Here is a 19,125-nt window from a genome sequence, read left to right as displayed (position 1 = left end):
TAGAACGGCTGTTCTCATTTATTATACGCTTCCCGGGCAAAAGAAAAAAAGCCCCAGTTTTTATACGGGGCTTTCGTGAAGCACAACACCGGGGCCGGATGCGAGGGCGAGATCGTCTCTGCGGTCGGCAGCTACAAGCCCATCGAAGCATCGGAAAGGCAGGCACGCAAAAAAGGAGTGGACAGCAAGACGTCCATTCCGGTCGGCACATTTCTATACTCGTAGAGAGACCGCGGGGTCTGCAGGGCTTGTCCGTGAATACGGAAGTAGAACGGATATTGCATCCGGGAGACATGGCCGAATTGAGCGGTTCCAGGTACGGAGCCCTTACGGGCGGTCGTCCCACGGACTGAAACCGACCTTATTCCGGCCATCCATCGCGGACCGCCGGATTCAAGGCCTTTATTATGCGGGCGGAACCGCACATCCCGGAGGAGGGACACCCATGGTCGCCCTCAGCGGTATGCTGGCGGCAGAAGCCGTATCCCGCAGCTATCCGGTCCGTGACGTTTACACGAGATCCGACGAATCGTCATAGTCATAGCGGATGCCATCCTGAACGGCGGTTGTGACGGCGCTCTGTTCCTGCAAAGCCTGCATCGAACTCAGCTGAAGCTTGTGAAGCACCTCGCGGTATTCCTCGGCTTTCGTCTCCTTCGTCTCGCTGCGGATGGCAAGCTGAAGGGCTCTTTCGATCACAATAATATCTTGGCTCGTAAAATTCATGTTCAGCACCCCCATTTTGTTAAAATGAAGCTGTACTAGCATGCCCTGTTTTTTCCTGGCACATACACCAGTTTGTTTAGGATTCGCCGTTTGCGTCCAAATAAAGAGGTGAACCGTTGTTTGATTTCGTGTCAGAAACAGACAGGAGGAATGGTCATGCCGGAACATCGTTTCGACGTACAAAATGAGCGTCATGCCGCTTATGACATCAATCCGATTTTTCTTAACCGCTGGTCGTCGCGGGCCTTTCTCGAAAAGGAAATCTCCAGTGAAATTTTGATGAGCCTGTTCGAGGCGGCCCGCTGGGCTCCGTCCGCCAGCAATCTTCAGCCTTGGCGTTACATTGTCGCGCGTACGGAAGAAGAGAAAAGGGTGTTCGCCGAATTTATTTCGGCTTCCAACAAAACCTGGTGCCTGAAGGCGCCCGTGCTGGCGCTCATTCTCTCTCATACGCCGTCCCCCGCCGGAGGGGTGAACGGTTCTCACGCGTTTGACGCAGGAGCCTCCTGGAGCTATCTGGCTCTGGAAGCGGTGCGTCAGGGACTGATCTCCCATGCCATGGCCGGATTCGACCGGGAGAGTGCCCGGCAACTGCTCGCAGTGCCCGACGATTACGATATCCATGCCGTCGTCGCCATCGGGTATCACGGAAATGCGGAGTCGCTCTCCGAGCAGCACCTGCAGCGCGAACAACCGTCGGGACGCCGCGAGCTCCAAGAGACTTTATTCGCGGGACGATTCGGGAACGCTTTTGAATAATCCGAACCGGTATAGCCGGGCCGGGAAGCCTGGGGTCCTCTCTTTATACATAGGGAGGTTCCCAGGCTTTTTTTGTCCATCCCAATTGTTCGGACAGAACTTTCATTTCCCTATCCAGCGTCACGTCAATGCCGAACGGCAGTTTATGCTCGTGCCAAAATCTCACTTCGCGCCATTTCACCACATAGCCTTCCCCATGCGAATCCCAGCTTACATGACTACTCTGCGCAAAATCCAGAAATGCCCGGACACCCTCGGCAGCCATGGCCGCCTCTATAACCGGATGAGTCCGGTCCTTGACGTAGGTATCTTTCAGAACGATTCTCGACCCGCGCACCGTTCCGCTGTGATAACTGTATTCCGTTTCCGCCGCAAACTGCCAGCTTCTCCAGGTCAAACCAGGAACTAGCTGCAGCGGTCCGGCTGCTCCGAGCAAGTCTTTCGCATAACCGGTCAACCTGCGGAGAAGGATGCGCATATGAAACCATCGCGCAATGACGTAGATAAAGCTGGCCGCATATACGACAGCCATCCATATGCCCGGGTTTGCGGCTCCCGCCACCCACAGCAAAGCCCCGCCTCCGTGCAGCGTCAAGAGAAAAGGATCGGTAAGAGGCAGAATATCGAGGTGGAGCCAGCGGGAGGAAAAGGGTCTCAAGCACTGCACGCCGTATGCATTCAGCAAATCCAGCCCCACGTGGAGCGTAACGGCCGCAGCCGTCCAGCCGAAGAGGAGCACGTAATGTTCCCCTGCGCCGAAGACCGCTGCGGCCAGAGCGCTCAGCAAAGCGGGCCAAACCAGCAGGGCTGGCAGCGAATGCGTGATACCCCGGTGGTGCCTGAGATAGACGGCATACCCTTTCAGACGCGCGATCGTATCCAGATCCGGCGCATGCGAGCCCGCTATGGTTGCGGCCAGCACCGCTTGCAGAAGAAGCGGATCGTGCGCAACCTCCGGCTGCAGTGTGGCCAGTCCCGCTAACGTGACTCCGAAAAGCAGATGACTACCCGTATCCATCTTATTCCCTCCCTGGAGTGCTGTTCCTTCGGGGCATTCCCGGCTCCCCTGGGATCAGCCTAGCAAGCCTGCATCATTGGAGCGTTAGCAGAAGATGAAGATTTTATGAATACGGCATGCGCCAAAAGCGAATCGTAGGAGATGGAAAGGAGGGATACCGATGGCCAAGAAAGATAACCGCGGGGATAACGCCGTTCATTTGAAAAACAGCATCCGGAACACGGAAGCCCGCCTTCATGAATCTCAGGAATACCTGGACGAGCATGCGGACGAAATTTCCGCAACGGAACAAGCAGCGCTGGAAGCCAAAAACGAACGCCGCCGTCAAAGCGTCCGCGGCTTCAAAAGCGAGCTGCAGGATGAAGCCAAATTCGATACGACCGAGTGATTCCGGTATTCACCGGTGGAGCGGAAGTATACAGCGGCTCTTGAGCGGTTGTAACAGAAAAAAGTCCCGGCTGAATTTCGGCCGGGACTTTTTTCTGTATGCGTTTGTGCATTGCCGGTATCCGTCCTCTAGCGATTTCCGCCTACCGCTGCCGCAAGCTACCGCTCACACCGGCTGACAGACAGGGGACTTCCCCGCGTCTTCAGCCGTTCCGGCCTGCAACGCGCGGATTCCGCCGTTATGCCGCGGAGCCGCCGCTGCCGCTGGCGGAAACTTTTACCGTCAGCAGAGGCTCCGCGCAGTGAATCCGCCTCAAAGGACCGAGGCCAACCGGTCTGAGCGGCCCTGCTCAGCTCTGCTTGCGCGGGACAGCGTGGCTGTAGAAGTCTTCGGCCAGCCACGAATCCGGGTGGACCGCTCTCGCTTCCTCGAGAAGGCGTTCGGCTCCCTCTCCTTGATAGCGCGAGGAGATGTGCGTCATGATCAGCGCGCCCACGCCGCCTTGCGCGGCTGTACGCGCCGCCTGTTCCGTCGTCGAATGGTCGTACGCCGCGGCAAGATCTTCCCGTTCGGCTCCAAACGTCGCCTCGTGAACGAGCACGTCGGCGCCTTCCGCAAGCAGCGCCGAATTGCCGCACGGCTTCGTGTCGCCGAGGATCGCGATCGTCCGGCCCTTGATCGAAGGGCCGACGAAATCGCTTCCGCGCAGCTCTCGCCCGTCCTCCAGCTTAACCGTCTGGCCTTGCTTCAGACGGCCGTAAAGCGGTCCGGCGGTAATGCCCAGCTCATGCAGCTTCTCCTGCTGGAGCTTCCCCGGAAGGTCTTTCTCGACGATCCGGTAGCCGAAGCATTCGATCCGGTGCTCCAGAGACGCGGCTTCGACCCGAAACGTTTCGTCCTCGAAGACGACTCCGCCTTCGGACGGAATTTCCCGGATAACCAGCTCATAGTCGAGATGAACCTGGCTAAGCTGCAGGGACATGTCCACATACGCTTTAATGCCCTTGGGTCCGTAAATCGTAAAGGGCGTATCCCCGCCCTGATAAGAACGGCTGCTCAGAAGTCCCGGCAGGCCGAATATATGATCGCCGTGAAGATGCGTAACGAACAGCTTCTCTGACTTGCTCAGCTTGACCGGCGATCTCAAGATCTGATGCTGCGTCCCTTCCCCGCAGTCAAAAAACCAGATGCTCCCCCGCTCCGGCAGCAAATTCAGCACAATGGATGTCACATTACGGTGCCTGGCAGGCATGCCTGCTCCCGTTCCGAGAAAATACAATTCCACGACCCTGTTCCTCGTTTCTGCAGATGTCAGTTTCCCTGCTTTTTAACATGCTATAAAAATTCGTTCCGGAAGTCAAACGGCTCTGCATCCCACGGGATGTTCCCGCAAAGTCTTCCACAGCCCCGGTCCTTCCCCCCTCCGGAAGAGGGCAAAAAAGACGGCTCTCGGAAGAACCGTCCTGCCTTTCGCAGCCTGACGGCCGAACCTTTCTTCAGCCGTCTATTTATTCATACTCATCTGCGGACGAGACGAAACGTTAAACTTTATCGACGTTGAAATATCTCGCCTGAGGATGTGCGAACACGATAGCCGATACGGACGCTTCCGGCTCCATCATGCAGCCTTCGGTCAGCTCGATCCCGATATCCTCCGGCTTCATCAGCTCGAACAACGGCTCCTGATCCTCCAGGTTCGGACAAGCCGGGTACCCGAACGAGAACCGCTGGCCGGTGTACTTCGCCCCGAAACGCTCCTGCATCGTCATTTCCGCAAAATCCGGAATGCCCCACACGTCGCGCATAATATGGTGCACGCGCTCCGCAAAAGCTTCCGCGACTTCGAGAGCCGTCGACTGAAGCGCATGGGAGCGCAGATAATCGCCCTGCTCGCGCCATTCGCGCGCCAGCTCGCTGACGCCCTGCCCCGCCGTCACGACGAGGAAGCCGATGTAATCCATGACGCCGCTGTCTACCGGCTTCAGATAATCGGCCAGGCACAGGAACGGCTCGGTTCCCTGGCGCGGGAAGGTGAAGCGCTTCAGCACCTTCGACGTGTCTTCGGGATCGTACACGACGACATCGTTTCCGTCCCCTTGGGCCGGGAAGAACCGGTACATCCCCTGAGAACGGATGATGCCGTTCTTCTGCGCTTCGTACAGGATGGTGTCCACAGTATCCTTCAGCTGCATGGCTTTCGGGTCCTGCTCGGCGATGAGCTTGTCGACCTTGCCCTTCAGGCCCAGGTGATGCCCGAGAAGCATCTGCATGTTCACGTACGGCATAAGATGGCCGATCGGGTAATCCCGCAGGACGTGGCGGTCCAGATCCGGCGGTACCGCCACCGGCAGGGTGCGGTCGACCGTGGACGAGAATACGCGCGTAAGGACCGGCATTTCGGTCCCTTCCTTGCGACCGGCTTCCATCACATCGGAATCCTTCGATTCCCGAAGCTCCTGGATAAGACGCTCCCGCTGCACGGGGTCGCTCAGCTTGTTCGCGATGTCCAGACCGTCCATCGCGTCTTTGGCGTACAGCACGAGGCCGTCATACTCCGGCGAGATGCGCGTCTTGGTGAATTTCCGCGTCAGAGCGGCGCCGCCCACCATGATCGGGACGTCGATTCCGGCGTTGCGCAAATCCTGCGCCGTGATAATCATCTGCTGCGCGGATTTCACGAGCAGACCCGACAGCCCGATCGCGTCCGGCTTTTCTTTGCGGAAAGCCTCGATCAGCTGTTCCGGCGGAACCTTGATGCCGAGGTTCACGATCTGGTAGCCGTTGTTGGATAATATAATCTCCACGAGGTTTTTGCCGATATCGTGGACGTCGCCTTTTACGGTGGCCAGAATGATTTTTCCTTTCACCGCAGACTCGTTCTTCTCCATGAACTGCTCCAGATAAGCGACGGACGCCTTCATAACTTCGGCGCTTTGAAGCACTTCCGCTACGATCAGTTCGTTGTTGTTGAACAGGCGTCCGACTTCCGCCATCCCTTCCATCAGAGGACCGTTGATCACTTCCAGCGGCGAATATTTTTGAAGCGCCTGCTCCAGATCGGGAAGAAGCCCTTCCTTCGTTCCCTCGACCACGTAAGAGGCCAGCCGCTCTTCGAGCGTAAGGGTTGATATCTTTTCCTTCTTCTCAACCTTCTTTACCCGGAAATGAGCCACAAATTGGGCCAGAGTCTCGTCGTTCGTCTCGTAAATGAGCTTCTCGGCAAGCGTTCTTTCCTCTTCGGGAATGGACGCGTACCGCTCCAGTTTCTCCGTGTTCACGATCGCGTAATCGAGACCCGCTTTCGTGCAGTGGTATAAATAAACGGCATTCAGCACCTCGCGTCCGGCTTCGGGAAGGCCGAACGAAACGTTGCTGAGACCGAGAATGGTTTTGGTTGCGGGCATCGCTTCTTTAATGAGACGGATGCCTTCGATCGTTTCCTTGGCGGAACCGATATACTGCTGGTCCCCGGTGCCGACCGGGAATACAAGCGGGTCGAAAATGATATCTTCGGCGTTCATTCCGTACTTGTGGACGAGCAGATCGTGCGAACGCTGCGCGACTTCCAGCTTATCTTCGCGCGTAATCGCCTGGCCGCGCTCGTCGATCGTACCGACTACCGCCGCGGCTCCGTAACAGTGAATAAGCGGAAGCACCTTCTCGAACTTTTCTTCCCCGTCCTCGAGGTTAATGGAGTTGATGATCGCTTTGCCCTGCGAGTGCTTCAGCCCCAGCTCAATGACACGCGTATCCGTCGAGTCGATCATGAGCGGAACTTTGATCTTTTTGACGACAAGCTCCAGGAACTTGATCATGTCTTCCGTTTCGTCGCGGTCCGGGTCCTGCAGACAGACGTCGATGACGTGGGCGCCGCCCTTAACCTGAGCACGGGCGATCTCGGATGCCTCTTCATACTTGCCTTCGGCAATCAGACGCTTGAACTTCCGGGAACCGAGCACGTTCGTCCGCTCGCCCACCATGTAGGGACGGTTCTCCGGCTCGATGTATACCGTCTCGATACCGGATACGGCCGACGGGTGCGTACCCAGTTCGGTACGCGGTTTGTAAGCGCTCAGCGTTTCGGCCAGCGCGCGGATATGAGCGGGAGTCGTGCCGCAGCAGCCGCCCGCGATGTTCAGCCATCCCTGCTCCGCAAATGCGGCCATTTTCTTGGCCAGGGATTCGGGCGACTCATGATAATGTCCGTTCTCGTCGGGAAGACCCGCATTCGGATAACACGAAATATAAGTGCCTGCAAGCCCGGACAAGGTCCGGATATGATCCCGCATGAATTCGGGCCCCGTCGCGCAGTTCAGTCCGACCGAAATCGGATTGAGATGCTCCAGGGAAATATAGAAGGATTCGATATTTTGCCCGGCCAGCGTCGTGCCCATCGGTTCGATCGTGCCGGAAATCATAATCGGCAGCTCGATGCCCGTCGTCTTAAAAGCCCGCTGGATCGCGATCCCACCCGCTTTTACGTTGAGCGTATCCTGGGAAGTCTCCAGCAGAATGGCATCGACGCCCGATTCGATCAAGGCGATCGTCTGCTCGTAATAGCTCTCTTCAAGGTCCTCGAACGTAACGCCTCCGGTTACCGAAAGCGTCTTCGTCGTCGGCCCGAGTGCGCCGGCGACATAACGCGGCCATTCGGGAGTTGAATATTTCCGGGCGGCTTCGACGGCCAGTTTGGCTGCGGCCAGGTTAATTTCGCGCGCCTTCTCCGGTATATCGTATTCGGCCAGTACGACGCTCGTTGCCCCGAACGTATTTGTTTCAACGATATCCGAACCGGCTTCGAAATATTTCTCATGGATGCGCTGAATGACATCCGGACGTGTAAGAACGAGCATTTCATTACAGCCGTCGAGTTCTTCTCCTCCGAAATCTTCGGCCGACAAATCTTCCTGCTGGATCATCGTGCCCATGGCACCGTCCAGAATGAGAATTTTTTTCTGTAGTTGTTCTTTCAAACTAGGTTTCATCGTCCACCCTACCCTTTCCACGAACCTCCTGCTAGAACGCGCCCATTAACGTAGAAAAGCGCACAAGTTAAGAAATAGTTTAGCAGATACGTGGGGCGAAGAAAAGAAATTTGTCGTTTTTTCGCCATAAAACGCAACGGATTGCAAAAGCCTTCGAAACCTCAATGCGCGAACAAGAATATCTCCGGGACACGGACGCCAAACTATAGTCGGGAAACTTTTACTGAATCGAATCGAACGGAGGTGATTTGCATGAACAAACGGATGACAGCCTTGGTCGGCATCCTGCTCGTAACCGCTTCGCTGGCGGCCTGCGGCCAAAAGCAAACCGAGCCTACGCCTCAGCCGACGACTCCGGCATCAACGGCACCGCCCGCGGCGTCGCCGACCGCTTCCCCCGGAGCCGCTGCAGGCGGTAACGCGCCCGAAGGCGCAGGCAGCGGAAGCCAGACGGCACAGGCCGAATCTCTTTACAAGGCCCAGTGTATCGCGTGCCATGGCGTCGATATGGGCGGCGGAGTAGGCCCGAACCTTCAAAAAGCGGGCAGCCGCCTCAGCGAGGCGGACGTCAAGAACATTCTTCTGAACGGAAGAGGCGGAATGCCTGCTTTCAAGGGCAACCTGAGCGATACGGATATTCAGGCGCTGGCCGCATGGCTCGCCGCCAAGAAATAACCGTTTTGACTCGCTGTAAAGCTTAAACAAGTCATCTTAAACAAGCGCGCGGAACAGCTTTAGAAAACGGAATCTTCCGAAAGATTCCGTTTTTTCTTTTTTCTTACATACATATCGGCGAAAAGGTGATACTTGGATATAACCACCTATCTCGAATACCCCCACTTCCCTTACAGGAGGAACATCATGTCAGAAAATCAGCAGACCAAACAGCCCCGGGACGAATCCCGGCGGAAGTTTCTGAAACTGTCCGGCGTAGCGCTCGGCGGAATTGTGGCGGGCGGAGTCGTCGGCGGTATTGTCGGCAATTCCATGGCCAAGAACAAGCAGGCCGCTCCGGGCACCCCCCAGGGTCAAGGGCAGGCACAGACAGGCAACACCAAGGACTACAACCAGGCTCCCATGTTTTTCAATCAGGAGCAGCTGCGTATAGCCGAAGCGGCGACGGAGCGCATTTTTCCGAAAGACGAACTGGGCCCCGGAGCCAAGGAGCTTGGTGTCGCTTACTATATCGACCATCAGCTTGCCGGCCAGTGGGGGATGAACGCCCGCGATTATATGATGGGTCCCTTTTATAAAGCCGAGGCGACTCAGGGCTACCAGGCAAGCTACAAGCGGCATGAGCTTTTTGTTATGGGCCTTACGGTCATGAACGACCACAGCAGGCAAAAGTACCAGAAAGGCTTCGCGGACCTAGCCGAGAACGAGCAGGACGAAGTGCTGAAAGCGTTCGAAAGCGGCAAAGACGTACAGCTGAACGGCGTACCGAGCCAGACTTTTTTCGAAATGCTGCGCAGCTTGACCATCGAAGGCGCGTATGCGGACCCGCTTTACGGCGGCAACAAAAACATGGCGGGCTGGAGAATGCGCAAATACCCCGGCGACCAGATGAGCTATACGGCGATCATTGACAAAAAAGAGTTTGCCGTCATGGAACCGCTCAGCTTGCACGACCACACGAATCATTCCTGACAAGGAGGAGCAACGAAGAATGGCAACCAAACTTCCCAAAGTACCTATCCTGATCGTCGGAATGGGCTGGTCCGGCGGTATTCTGGCCGCGGAGTTAACGAAGGCCGGGCATAAAGTCGTCGCGCTTGAACGCGGCAAAAGCCGCAAAACCGAAGACTATTACATGGCCCATGACGAACTCCGCTATTCCCAGCGCTACGAGCTGATGCAGGACTTGTCGAAGGAGACGGTGACGTTCCGCAGCAGCGAGAAAGTACGCGCCCTTCCGATGCGCTCGTACGGTTCCTTCCTGATGGGAGACGGCGTCGGCGGGGCCGGCGTGCACTGGAACGGACAGAACTACCGTTTTCTGCCCTACGATTTCGAAATCCGTTCCAAAACGATTGAACGCTACGGCAAAAATAAAATTCCGCAGGGCATGATGCTGCAGGACTGGGGCATCACCTACGACCAGTTGGAACCGTACTTCGACAAGTATGAGAAAATGGCCGGAATCTCCGGCGATAAGGAGCAAAACGAAATGGTCGGCAAGCGTTCCGCCGCCTTTCCTACCGGCCCGATGAAAAAGACGCCGGGCATGGTCCTTTTCGAGGACGCCGCCAAAAAGCTCGGCTATCACCCCTATGCCATCCCGTCCGCCAACTTGTCGGAGAACTACACGAATCCCGACGGAATCGCCCGGGCGGCCTGCCAGTACTGCGCGTTCTGCGACCGGTACGGGTGCGAGTACGGGGCGAAAGCCGATCCTGTCGTCACCGTTATTCCCGTTGCCGAGAAAACCGGCAATCTCGAAATCCGCACCAACTCGAACGTCATCAAGCTTTTGCATACCGGTGGCAAAGTGACGGGCGTCGTGTATGTCAATACGCCTACCGGCGAAGAATTCGAGCAGCCTGCGGACCTTGTCATTCTGGCTAGTTATGTGTTTAACAACGTCCGGCTTCTGCTCACGTCCAATCTGGGCAAACCTTACGATCCGAAAAGTGGCACGGGCGTCATCGGCAAAAACTACGCCTATCAGATTACGGGCGGGGGCGCAGCCGGTTTTTACGACGACCAGGAGTTTAACATCTTCGCGGGGGCGGGGGCGCTGGGGAGCTGCTTCGACGATTTTAACGGCGACAACTTCGACCACAGCTCCCTTAATTTTCTGCACGGGGCGAACATCCGCTTTACCCAGGCCGGCCTGCGCCCGATCGCCCACAACCCGGCGCCCCAAGGCACCCCGAGGTGGGGCAAAGATTTTAAGCAGACCACGATCAAATACGCCAACCGGTTCCTGAACGTCAGCACGCAGGGCGCCAACATGCCTTGGCAGCATCACTATCTGGATCTCGATCCGACCTACAAGGATATTTACGGGCTTCCCTTGCTCCGCCTGACCTACGATTTCGAAGACCAGGACAAGGAAATGGTCAAATACCTCGCCGAGAAAACGACGGCCGTGATGAAGGAAATGAAACCGACCAAGGTCGAGACGTCCAACACGATCAGCACCTATAACATCGTGCCCTATCAGTCCACTCATAACACGGGAGGCGTCATCATGGGGGCCGACCCTTCAACCTCCGCCGTCAACAGCTACATGCAAATGTGGGATGTCGAAAATCTGTTTGTCGTCGGCGCTTCCGCTTTCCCTCACAACAGCGGGTATAATCCGACCGGAACACTGGGGGCACTCGCTTACCGCGCCGCCGAAGGAATTTTGACTTATTTGAAAAAAAGCGGCCCGCTGGTCTGAACCGTCAGGGCCCCGGGCATGGAAATGAGGTGACGGCTTATGGACCGGCCATCCGAAATAATCGGTCATCTGGAGGAGCTGCGCAAACGGCTGATTCTGGTGGCGGCCTGGTTTTTGCTGGCTCTGATCGGAGGGCTTTACGTCTCCCCCGCTATTCTGAACGCGGTAAAAGATTCTCCGGCGGCGCTTTCGTTTCACTGGAACGTGTTCGCCCTTCCGGACGGCTTGGCCATTTACATGAAATGCGCCGTTTTGTTCGCCGTCCTGCTTACGCTGCCGCTGCTCTTGTACCAGCTGTGGGCGTTTGTCAGGCCGGGCCTGAGCGAGCAGGAGGCCAAAGGGACGCTGATCTATGTCCCCGCTTCCTTTGCGCTTTTCCTGTCGGGCGCCGCTTTCGGCTACACGGTCGTGCTTCCGATGATGATCCGGTTTATGCAGACCATCAACCGCAGCATCGGGGCCGCCGAGACCTACGGCATCGACCGTTTTTTCGGACTCGTCTTCAACGTCGTGTTCCCGCTCGGGATCGCGTTCGAGCTGCCGCTCCTCGTGCTGTTTCTGACAAGGCTCGGTCTGCTGACGCCCGAAAACTTGCGTAAAACGCGCAAATATACCTACATCGGACTGGCAATCGTCGGGGCTTCGATCTCGCCTCCCGACTTCTTCTCCCACATTGCCGTCACGATTCCGCTGATCGCGCTGTTTGAATGCAGCATTCTTCTGTCCGCCCGCTATGTCCGCAGGATGAACCTGTCCGCCGGAACAAGTTAAGTTCAATTCGGGCACCTAAATCAACCTGGGAAGGAGGCACACCCATGCTCAACAATATCGGCATATCGGGACTGCTCATCATCTTGATGCTGGCCCTCATTTTGTTCGGCCCTTCCAAGCTTCCGCAGCTCGGACGCGCTTTCGGAGATACGCTGCGCGAATTCCGCACGTCGACCAAAGAAATGGTGGACGATGTGGAAAAAAGCATCGAAACGACAGACCGGGATAAACAATCCTGACAGGTTAAAGGATACAACGGGAAGCGGCGCACCCGCCCGTCACACCAAGAAAGCGCATTACGTCTCCTTCGCCATCTCGACTTGTCTCCTTGATCGGAGCTCTATATCGGCAAAAAAAGCGAGCGTCTCTCCATCCGGAGGGACGTTCTTTTCAAATCCCATCGGAAAAGTCGTATTTTTTGCCGGGAATCATCGACAGTCGGGAGTTTATCCTCTATAATCAGATATAAACCTATTCCGACCTACGGGCGGCTATTATTTCCGAGAAAGAAAGAGGGATGAGAAATGGCTGAAATTCATATTCGCAACACGGGTGAACGCATTTCCGGAGAGGAGAATGTCCGGACGTTTCTGGACCGCCAGGAAGTTTTGTACGAGCACTGGAACCCGGCTAAGCTGCCTGCCGACATTCAGGAGAAATTTATTTTGTCCGACGAGGAGAAAGCTCAAATTCTGAGCACCTACGACGAGGAAATCCGCGATCTCGCCAAACGCCGCGGTTACCAGACTTGGGACATCATCGCACTTTCCGACGCGACTCCGAACCTGGACGAGCTTCTTAAAAAATTCGAACAAGTGCATACGCACACCGAGGACGAAGTCCGTGCCATCACGGCCGGTAAAGGAATCTTTATCATCAAAGGTTCCGACGATGTCGGTTATTTCAACGTAGAGCTGGAAGCGGGCGATGTCATTTCCGTACCCGAGCACAAGCCGCACTTCTTCACTCTGATGGACAATCGTCAAATCGTTGCCGTCCGCCTCTTTATCGAAACCGAAGGCTGGATTGCCCACCCGTTCGAGGATCCGACTTTTCAAAAAGCATAAGACGCCTCAAGCCGAATAACGGCGCTTACTCATTTGAACTTATAAAAGAAAAAACCCGCCGCTCGTTTTTAAACGAGCGGCGGGTTTTGTTTTCATCCCGATATTTGAACTTCCCGCTCCGCTTCCAGAATACCCCGGATGTCGCGAAGAGAGGTGATTTCAAACGTCGGCCTAGCTTCTCCGTTAAAGAGCATGCCATGCCGGTTAATCCACATGTTCTTCATCCCGCAGCGGAAAGACCCGAGAATATCGGTCGTCAGCTTGTCGCCTACCATCACACATTCCCCGGCTTTTAGACCGAGAAGCTCCATGGCGTGATTGAAAATCGTGACGGCCGGCTTACCGTCGCCGAAATCGCCGGAGATCACAATGTGATCGAAGTAAGGAGCCAGCTCCGGGACTCCCGCCAGTTTTTCGCGTTGCAGATCAGGGGATCCGTTCGTCAGCAGGAGCAATTTGTAAGACTTCTTAAGCTCGGCGAGCACTTCGAACGTCTCTTCGTAAACGATGGGACGAGATCTCCGTTCGGCAGGAAACTGCTCGGCGAGCCGCGCTCCCAGCTCCGGATCGTTAACGCCGAGAGCAGCGAGTCCGCGGGTCCACGCTTCTTTGCGGTAACCGGGCGCCAAAGCCTGCAGCTTGCGGAACTCTTCCTGCTTTCCTTCCGTAAAGTTGGCCCACAGCCCTTCAAACGGGTTGATTCCGATGTGCTGGGTGAAAGGAAACGTTTCGTAGGCTTCATACAAAGCGCGTGCTTCCTTGCGCACGGAAGCTTCCAACTCCGCGGGATTCACATCCGCATGGCGGGCCGCTTCCTCACAGGTAGCCTGAAACGCTTCCTTCACACTCCGGTCATCCCATAAGAGAGTGTCGTCCAAGTCGAACAAAATTGCTTTTACCGTCATCTTATAGATCCCCTTTACTGCCTCAGGCGGCCGATGATTTATTGTTCATCCGTATAATGGATGGAATCCAGCTGACCTCTTAGCTGTGTTTTCATAGCTGCAATATATTCTTTACGCAGTTCGTTGCGCTCCTCAAGCTCAGCCTCCGATAATCCGACGCTTTTTGCTTTCCGGGCCAACTCATTAATGCGCTGTACTTTAAGTTGGAAACTGTCACTCATACGTAAACCTCCTATTCAGCCGTTCAATATCTTATACTTTGCCATTCGCTATGGGGATTGTCAAGAAGCTGCCTGACTTAAACAGACACGATAAACGATAAAAAGACATATCCTGACAGGACATGTCTTTCAATTATCCGATATTTTCATTTCAGGTCCGTTAACGGCCTGCGGATGGGGCATGCAGATACTTGCAGATAAACCTTCTAATAGAAGAAAGACTTACGGCAGCTTGATGACATCCCCTGCTTTAAGGACGTCTCCCGCAGATAACTGATTGACCTTGCGCAGCTTGTAAATATACGCCCGCACATCAGAACCTTCCGGAGCTTGAGTCGCAGCGATACTCCACAGCGTGTCCCCTCTTTGTACGATGACGGATGGTTCTGCGCTCTCCTGCTTGTTAAAAGCCGCAGCCTGACGTTGTCCGTCGGCCGGGTTGTTCTCGCCGCTCGCGAACGCTTGAACCATAATGCCGCAGCTGAAGGCGATCAGCAGCACAATCGCGATTACGGCCGTGCGGACGATATTGCGATTAGAGTTCTTCACATATCGAACATTCGTTCTCTCTCCTGCTTTAAGGGCACCCTGTTCGTCCTTGAAATCGGAGACACGCGACGCAAAACGGCTGCTGTTCTCCCGATGATCGTTCGATTTATTAACCGCCGTTGGTTGCGGTGAAGCCTTGTCAGTCGCGGGTTGATCCCCGCTTCTTGTATGTAAGGATAGTTCCGGATTGGCAAAGTATGCATTCATCAATAACGCCTCCAAACATTTGTTCTGTTTTGAATTTAACACGAACGAATGTTTGTGTCAACGCATTTTTTCGAACTTATGTTTGTACGAACTCCGGTTCTGTGCTATACTTTAGGTAATTTATACATACTGGAGTGATACGTAATGGGCAAGGTCTCGCAGCGCCAACTGGCCATCCTTGAATTTATCAAGAATGAAGTGAAAGATAAAGGCTATCCGCCATCCGTCAGAGAAATCGGGGAAGCCGTAGGTCTGGCATCCAGCTCGACGGTGCACGGGCATCTCGAACGTCTGGAGAAGAAGGGGCTGATCCGCCGGGATCCGACGAAACCGAGAGCCATCGAGATTACGGACGGGGATTCCGATTTCGCGCTTTCCATCGCACAAGTCCCTCTCATCGGCAAAGTAACCGCAGGTGTGCCGATTACGGCTACCGAGAACATTGAAGACTACTTCCCTCTTCCGATGCACCTCGTAAGCGATTATAACGTCTTTATGCTTAATGTCGTGGGCGAGAGCATGATCGAAGCCGGCATTCACAACGGAGACATGGTGATCGTCCGTCAGCAGCAAACGGCGAACAACGGAGACATCGTCGTCGCCATGACCGATGAGGACGAAGCGACGGTGAAGCGTTTCTACAAAGAACGCGATCATATCCGTCTGCAGCCCGAGAATTCCGCCATGGATCCGATTTTGCTCAATAATGTGACGATTCTGGGCAAAGTGATTGGTCTGTTCCGCAATATCCATTAATCCGGCCTTGGCAATGGAGCTGCCTATTACGCTAATAACATAGAAGAACCCGCAGAAATTGCTTTCTGCGGGTTCTTTTTTTATGAAGCAGCCCGGGAGCTGATCTTATGATCTTGGATACCGACCTTCGATCCGCCTTACCCGGCTATCTTAGTAAAGCGTCATGTACTGCTCGCGTTCCCAAGCGTGAACTTGAGTGCGGTACATGTCGTACTCGATTTCTTTCAGTTCCACGAAATGCGCAAGCGCGTGTTCGCCCAGCGCGTCGCTGATTACTTCGCTTTTGAGCAGCTCGTCAAGCGCTTCTCTAAGGTTGCCCGGCAGGCTAGGGATCCCCTGCTCGATACGCTCTTCTTCGGTCATCACATAGATGTTGCGGTCAGTTGGAGGCGGCAGCTGAGTTTTTTTCTTGATGCCGTCCAGACCCGCTCTCAGCAGAACCGCCAGAGCCAGGTACGGGTTAGCCGCCGGATCCGGGTTACGAACTTCAACACGTGTGCTGAGGCCGCGGGAAGCCGGAATACGGATCATCGGGCTGCGGTTGCTCGCAGACCAGGCTACATAACAAGGTGCTTCGTATCCAGGCACGAGACGCTTGTATGAGTTGACGGTCGGGTTTGTAATCGCTGCGAATGCACGGGCATGTTGCAGGACACCGGCCATGAAGTGACGAGCGTCTGCGCTGAGACCCAGCGGATCTTTCTCGTCTACGAATGCGTTCTCTTCGCCTTTGAACAAAGACTGGTTGCAGTGCATACCGGAACCGTTTACGCCGAAGAGCGGCTTCGGCATGAACGTTGCGTGCAGGCCATGCTGTCTGGCGATCGTTTTAACGACAAGTTTAAACGTCTGAATCTGGTCGGAAGCTTTAATCGCATCCGCATATTTAAAGTCGATTTCGTGCTGTCCCGGAGCCACTTCATGGTGGGAAGCCTCGATCTCGAAGCCCATTTCTTCAAGCTTAAGTACGATTTCACGACGGCAGTTCTCGCCAAGATCCGTAGGAGCCAGATCAAAGTATCCGCCTTGGTCGTTCAGTTCGAGGGTCGGATTGCCTTTCTCGTCGGTTTTGAACAGGAAGAATTCCGGCTCGGGACCTACGTTCATCGACGTGTAGCCCATTTCCTCGGCTTCCTTCAGAGCACGTTTCAGAATTCCGCGCGGATCGCCGGGGAAAGGAGTACCGTCAGGCAGATAAACGTCGCAGATCAGACGGGCAACTTTGCTTTCCGTCACCCAAGGGAAGATGACCCACGTATTCAGATCCGGGTACAGATACATATCGGATTCCTCGATACGCACGTAACCTTCGATGGACGAACCGTCGAACATCATTTTGTTATCAAGCGCTTTTTGAAGCTGACTGACCGGGATTTCCACGTTTTTGATCGTGCCAAGGAGATCGGTGAATTGAAGACGGATAAAACGGACGTTCTCTTCTTTGGCGATTCGTAGAATATCCTCTTTTGTGTAAGAAACTGTCATAAACTTCTCCTCCTCTTACCCCATGCTTTTTATTTTGGAAAAAATCGGGATAACTCACCTTGAATCAGCGATACTTGACCCAGACGTTTGCCTCCGCCGAGCAGCTGCTGCTTCAACATTTTGTGCAACTGGGTGTCTGTCAGTTCTTTGCGTTTCACTTCGGTTTGTTCGGTAATAACGGTAGCTTCCTCGGAGTCTTTGGAGATCGGCAGCAGCACTTGTTTAATGCCCGCAATGTTAACGCCTTTCTCAATCAGATCCTTGATCTCAAGCAGTCTCTCCACATCGTTGAACGAATACAACCGCTGGTTGCCGGAGGTTCTTGCCGGGATCACGAGTTCGTGCTGCTCATAGTAACGAATTTGTCTGGCTGTCAAATCGGTCAGTTTCATCACAATACCGATTGGAAAAAGAGCCATGTTTCTGCGGATATCATCACTCATGATCGATTCACTCCTGAACGTTAAGTTCTGCTCTTATTGTAAAGGAAAGTACGGAAACATGTCAAGTCATGTTAGATTAATTTACAAGAGAAAATAAAACAGACATTCCGGCCCCCTAAAAAGCCAAAATGTCTGTTTGTTTTCCGCTTTTCGCGGATTATCCTCCTGCTTTTGCCCGAACCTCACATGACGTTTAAAGCAGGCCCCGCTCCTTCATGTGCTGCAAAGCCGTCAGCACGCCCAGTTTACAATGGGAATAGGTCAAACCGCCCTGCATATAGGCGATATACGGCTCCCGGATCGGCGCGTCGGCGGACAATTCCAGGCTTCCCCCTTGGATGAAGGTGCCCGCCGCCATAATGACCGGGTGTTCGTACCCCGGCATATCCCACGGCTCCGGCGTCACATGCGCGTCTACCGCCGATGCCCGCTGAACTCCCTGCACGAACGTGATCAGATGCTCGGCGCTCGTGAACTCGATCGCCTGAATCAGATCCGTGCGGGGATCTTCCGGTCTCGGCCGGGTTTTGAAGCCGAGCCGCTCGAAAACGGCCGCGGCGACCACCGAGCCTTTCACGGCTTGTCCGACGAGATGGGGGGCCAGGAACAGCCCCTGATACAGGGAGCGGGTCGTTCCCAGCATGGCTCCGACTTCGCCGCCGATTCCCGGCGCCGTCAGCCGGTAGGCCGCCATCTCGACAAGCTCTTTGCGGCCGGCGATATAACCGCCCGAAGCCGCAAGCCCGCCTCCCGGATTCTTGATCAAAGACCCGGCGATGAGATCAGCTCCGACCTGGTTCGGCTCCAGCCGTTCGGTAAATTCGCCGTAACAGTTGTCAACGAATACGATCAGGTCCGAACGGATGCTTTTCACAAGCTCCACCATCTCCCCGATGGCCGCAACGGTAAACGACGCCCGCCAGTCGTATCCTCTCGAACGCTGGATGCCGATGACCTTCGTTTTCGGCGTAATCGCCGCACGGATGCCGGCTTCGTCGATGGAGCCGTCAGCCAGGAGGAGAACCTCCCGGTAGCCGATTCCGAAGTCCCGGAGAGAACCGGTGCCGTCTCCCGGCTTCCCGATTACTTTATGCAGCGTATCGTAAGGCTTGCCCGTGATGTACAGCAGCTCGTCCCCCGGCCGTAATACGCCGAAAAGCGCCGTGCCGATCGTATGGGTCCCCGATACGAAATGAGGACGCACGAGCGCGGCCTCCGCGCCGAACACTTCGGCGTACACGAGATCAAGCAGCTCGCGTCCTCTGTCGTTGTAGCCGTAACCCGTAGAAGAAGCGAAATGATAATCGCTTATTCCCTGCTTTTGAAAAGCGGCGATAACCTTCCACTGGTTGTGGTCGATCGTCCGTTCAATCTCACGGAAGCGCGGCTGAACGCCCTCCTCCGCCTGTTCCATAATGGCCATGATGTCTGAATCGAATTGCATATCGTCCGTTCCC

21 protein-coding genes are annotated in these 19,125 nt (G+C 55.1%); 11 read left to right on the top strand and 10 right to left on the bottom strand.

Annotation, left to right across the window (positions count from 1 at the left end; translation table 11 throughout):
* The first annotated feature begins 75 nt into the window (after positions 1 to 75).
* Positions 76 to 225, top strand: coding sequence for a hypothetical protein (locus ABH899_RS09745; protein WP_369995821.1), 150 nt, complete (start codon positions 76 to 78; stop codon positions 223 to 225).
* A 285-nt stretch (positions 226 to 510) separates the two neighbouring features.
* On the opposite strand, the gene ABH899_RS09740 is transcribed toward ABH899_RS09745, so the two are convergent.
* Positions 511 to 768, bottom strand: coding sequence for a hypothetical protein (locus ABH899_RS09740; RefSeq protein ID WP_369995820.1), 258 nt, complete (start codon positions 766 to 768; stop codon positions 511 to 513).
* A 114-nt stretch (positions 769 to 882) separates the two neighbouring features.
* On the opposite strand from ABH899_RS09740, the gene ABH899_RS09735 reads away from it, so the two are divergent.
* Positions 883 to 1,485 carry a nitroreductase family protein gene (locus ABH899_RS09735; protein ID WP_369995818.1) on the top strand — a complete coding sequence of 201 codons (603 nt, stop codon included), beginning with the start codon at positions 883 to 885 and terminating at the stop codon, positions 1,483 to 1,485.
* Between the two features lie 43 nt (positions 1,486 to 1,528).
* Here the strand turns inward: ABH899_RS09735 and ABH899_RS09730 are convergent, their stop codons facing one another.
* A complete protein-coding gene (locus ABH899_RS09730; RefSeq protein WP_369995817.1) occupies positions 1,529 to 2,503 on the bottom strand; it encodes a metal-dependent hydrolase in 975 nt (324 codons plus the stop codon).
* Between the two features lie 160 nt (positions 2,504 to 2,663).
* Here ABH899_RS09730 and tlp point away from each other — a divergent pair, with 160 nt between their 5' ends.
* The gene (tlp, locus tag ABH899_RS09725; protein WP_009672545.1) at positions 2,664 to 2,891 is read left to right on the top strand and encodes a small acid-soluble spore protein Tlp; all 228 of its coding nucleotides are present in this window, start codon (positions 2,664 to 2,666) and stop codon (positions 2,889 to 2,891) included.
* 98 nt (positions 2,892 to 2,989) lie between these two features.
* Positions 2,990 to 3,196 (top strand): hypothetical protein, encoded by a 207-nt coding sequence (locus tag ABH899_RS09720; RefSeq protein ID WP_369995816.1) that lies wholly within the window; start codon positions 2,990 to 2,992, stop codon positions 3,194 to 3,196.
* Positions 3,197 to 3,240: 44 nt separating this feature from the next.
* Here ABH899_RS09720 and rnz read toward each other — a convergent pair whose 3' ends face one another.
* Complete coding sequence (gene rnz / locus ABH899_RS09715) at positions 3,241 to 4,176, bottom strand: ribonuclease Z (protein WP_369995814.1); 936 nt, start codon at positions 4,174 to 4,176, stop codon at positions 3,241 to 3,243.
* Between the two features lie 256 nt (positions 4,177 to 4,432).
* Positions 4,433 to 7,876, bottom strand: a complete 3,444-nt coding sequence (metH, locus tag ABH899_RS09710; protein ID WP_369995813.1) for a methionine synthase — start codon at positions 7,874 to 7,876, stop codon at positions 4,433 to 4,435.
* Positions 7,877 to 8,128: 252 nt separating this feature from the next.
* On the opposite strand from metH, the gene ABH899_RS09705 reads away from it, so the two are divergent.
* From ABH899_RS09705 to ABH899_RS09680, 6 genes are all read left to right on the top strand, one after another.
* Complete coding sequence (locus tag ABH899_RS09705) at positions 8,129 to 8,551, top strand: c-type cytochrome (protein ID WP_369995812.1); 423 nt, start codon at positions 8,129 to 8,131, stop codon at positions 8,549 to 8,551.
* A 186-nt stretch (positions 8,552 to 8,737) separates the two neighbouring features.
* Positions 8,738 to 9,523 carry a gluconate 2-dehydrogenase subunit 3 family protein gene (locus ABH899_RS09700; RefSeq protein WP_369995810.1) on the top strand — a complete coding sequence of 262 codons (786 nt, stop codon included), beginning with the start codon at positions 8,738 to 8,740 and terminating at the stop codon, positions 9,521 to 9,523.
* Positions 9,524 to 9,542: 19 nt separating this feature from the next.
* On the top strand, positions 9,543 to 11,264 hold the full coding sequence (locus ABH899_RS09695) for a GMC family oxidoreductase (RefSeq protein ID WP_369995809.1): 1,722 nt from the start codon (positions 9,543 to 9,545) through the stop codon (positions 11,262 to 11,264).
* A gap of 39 nt (positions 11,265 to 11,303) precedes the next feature.
* Entirely contained in the window at positions 11,304 to 12,035 is a 732-nt protein-coding gene (gene tatC, locus ABH899_RS09690) for a twin-arginine translocase subunit TatC (RefSeq protein WP_009674369.1), read from the top strand.
* Between the two features lie 44 nt (positions 12,036 to 12,079).
* Positions 12,080 to 12,274 (top strand): twin-arginine translocase TatA/TatE family subunit, encoded by a 195-nt coding sequence (gene tatA / locus ABH899_RS09685; RefSeq protein ID WP_009674378.1) that lies wholly within the window; start codon positions 12,080 to 12,082, stop codon positions 12,272 to 12,274.
* 285 nt (positions 12,275 to 12,559) lie between these two features.
* Positions 12,560 to 13,102 carry a 1,2-dihydroxy-3-keto-5-methylthiopentene dioxygenase gene (locus ABH899_RS09680; RefSeq protein ID WP_369995808.1) on the top strand — a complete coding sequence of 181 codons (543 nt, stop codon included), beginning with the start codon at positions 12,560 to 12,562 and terminating at the stop codon, positions 13,100 to 13,102.
* Between the two features lie 92 nt (positions 13,103 to 13,194).
* On the opposite strand, the gene ABH899_RS09675 is transcribed toward ABH899_RS09680, so the two are convergent.
* The 3 genes from ABH899_RS09675 to ABH899_RS09665 all read right to left on the bottom strand — a co-directional run bounded on the left by ABH899_RS09675 (position 13,195) and on the right by ABH899_RS09665 (position 14,984).
* Positions 13,195 to 14,007, bottom strand: coding sequence for an HAD family hydrolase (locus tag ABH899_RS09675; protein ID WP_369995806.1), 813 nt, complete (start codon positions 14,005 to 14,007; stop codon positions 13,195 to 13,197).
* A gap of 38 nt (positions 14,008 to 14,045) precedes the next feature.
* Positions 14,046 to 14,228: a DUF896 domain-containing protein gene (locus ABH899_RS09670; protein ID WP_009674341.1), complete on the bottom strand. Its 183-nt coding sequence runs from the start codon at positions 14,226 to 14,228 to the stop codon at positions 14,046 to 14,048.
* 222 nt (positions 14,229 to 14,450) lie between these two features.
* The gene (locus tag ABH899_RS09665) at positions 14,451 to 14,984 is read right to left on the bottom strand and encodes a LysM peptidoglycan-binding domain-containing protein (RefSeq protein WP_369995805.1); all 534 of its coding nucleotides are present in this window, start codon (positions 14,982 to 14,984) and stop codon (positions 14,451 to 14,453) included.
* 144 nt (positions 14,985 to 15,128) lie between these two features.
* Between ABH899_RS09665 and lexA the strand changes: the two genes are divergently transcribed.
* Positions 15,129 to 15,740 carry a transcriptional repressor LexA gene (gene lexA, locus ABH899_RS09660; RefSeq protein ID WP_369995804.1) on the top strand — a complete coding sequence of 204 codons (612 nt, stop codon included), beginning with the start codon at positions 15,129 to 15,131 and terminating at the stop codon, positions 15,738 to 15,740.
* A gap of 150 nt (positions 15,741 to 15,890) precedes the next feature.
* On the opposite strand, the gene glnA is transcribed toward lexA, so the two are convergent.
* The 3 genes from glnA to ABH899_RS09645 form a co-directional block, all read right to left on the bottom strand.
* Positions 15,891 to 17,225 (bottom strand): type I glutamate--ammonia ligase, encoded by a 1,335-nt coding sequence (gene glnA / locus ABH899_RS09655; protein WP_009674351.1) that lies wholly within the window; start codon positions 17,223 to 17,225, stop codon positions 15,891 to 15,893.
* 29 nt (positions 17,226 to 17,254) lie between these two features.
* Entirely contained in the window at positions 17,255 to 17,668 is a 414-nt protein-coding gene (locus ABH899_RS09650; RefSeq protein WP_369995802.1) for a MerR family transcriptional regulator, read from the bottom strand.
* A gap of 193 nt (positions 17,669 to 17,861) precedes the next feature.
* On the bottom strand, positions 17,862 to 19,112 hold the full coding sequence (locus ABH899_RS09645; protein ID WP_369995801.1) for a methionine gamma-lyase family protein: 1,251 nt from the start codon (positions 19,110 to 19,112) through the stop codon (positions 17,862 to 17,864).
* Positions 19,113 to 19,125: the final 13 nt, after the last annotated feature.

It is taken from the genome of Paenibacillus sp. RC84, from assembly GCF_041260495.1.
Classification (GTDB): Bacteria; Bacillota; Bacilli; order Paenibacillales; family NBRC-103111; genus Paenibacillus_F.
The sequence above is the reverse complement of the archived record's forward strand: the minus strand, read 5'-3'. Positions and strand labels throughout refer to the sequence as shown.

Coding starts and splice junctions, on each gene's coding strand:
- ABH899_RS09680 (WP_369995808.1), top strand. CDS start 12,560: ATGGCTGAAATTCATATTCGCAACACGGGTGAACGCATTTCCGGAGAG.
- ABH899_RS09705 (WP_369995812.1), top strand. CDS start 8,129: ATGAACAAACGGATGACAGCCTTGGTCGGCATCCTGCTCGTAACCGCT.
- ABH899_RS09720 (WP_369995816.1), top strand. CDS start 2,990: ATGCGTTTGTGCATTGCCGGTATCCGTCCTCTAGCGATTTCCGCCTAC.
- lexA (WP_369995804.1), top strand. CDS start 15,129: ATGGGCAAGGTCTCGCAGCGCCAACTGGCCATCCTTGAATTTATCAAG.
- tatA (WP_009674378.1), top strand. CDS start 12,080: ATGCTCAACAATATCGGCATATCGGGACTGCTCATCATCTTGATGCTG.
- tatC (WP_009674369.1), top strand. CDS start 11,304: ATGGACCGGCCATCCGAAATAATCGGTCATCTGGAGGAGCTGCGCAAA.
- ABH899_RS09670 (WP_009674341.1), bottom strand. CDS start 14,228: ATGAGTGACAGTTTCCAACTTAAAGTACAGCGCATTAATGAGTTGGCC.
- ABH899_RS09675 (WP_369995806.1), bottom strand. CDS start 14,007: ATGACGGTAAAAGCAATTTTGTTCGACTTGGACGACACTCTCTTATGG.
- ABH899_RS09740 (WP_369995820.1), bottom strand. CDS start 768: ATGCTAGTACAGCTTCATTTTAACAAAATGGGGGTGCTGAACATGAAT.
- glnA (WP_009674351.1), bottom strand. CDS start 17,225: ATGACAGTTTCTTACACAAAAGAGGATATTCTACGAATCGCCAAAGAA.
- tlp (WP_009672545.1), top strand. CDS start 2,664: ATGGCCAAGAAAGATAACCGCGGGGATAACGCCGTTCATTTGAAAAAC.
- ABH899_RS09735 (WP_369995818.1), top strand. CDS start 883: ATGCCGGAACATCGTTTCGACGTACAAAATGAGCGTCATGCCGCTTAT.
- ABH899_RS09665 (WP_369995805.1), bottom strand. CDS start 14,984: ATGAATGCATACTTTGCCAATCCGGAACTATCCTTACATACAAGAAGC.
- ABH899_RS09650 (WP_369995802.1), bottom strand. CDS start 17,668: ATGAGTGATGATATCCGCAGAAACATGGCTCTTTTTCCAATCGGTATT.
- metH (WP_369995813.1), bottom strand. CDS start 7,876: ATGAAACCTAGTTTGAAAGAACAACTACAGAAAAAAATTCTCATTCTG.
- ABH899_RS09645 (WP_369995801.1), bottom strand. CDS start 19,112: ATGCAATTCGATTCAGACATCATGGCCATTATGGAACAGGCGGAGGAG.
- ABH899_RS09730 (WP_369995817.1), bottom strand. CDS start 2,503: ATGGATACGGGTAGTCATCTGCTTTTCGGAGTCACGTTAGCGGGACTG.
- ABH899_RS09695 (WP_369995809.1), top strand. CDS start 9,543: ATGGCAACCAAACTTCCCAAAGTACCTATCCTGATCGTCGGAATGGGC.
- ABH899_RS09700 (WP_369995810.1), top strand. CDS start 8,738: ATGTCAGAAAATCAGCAGACCAAACAGCCCCGGGACGAATCCCGGCGG.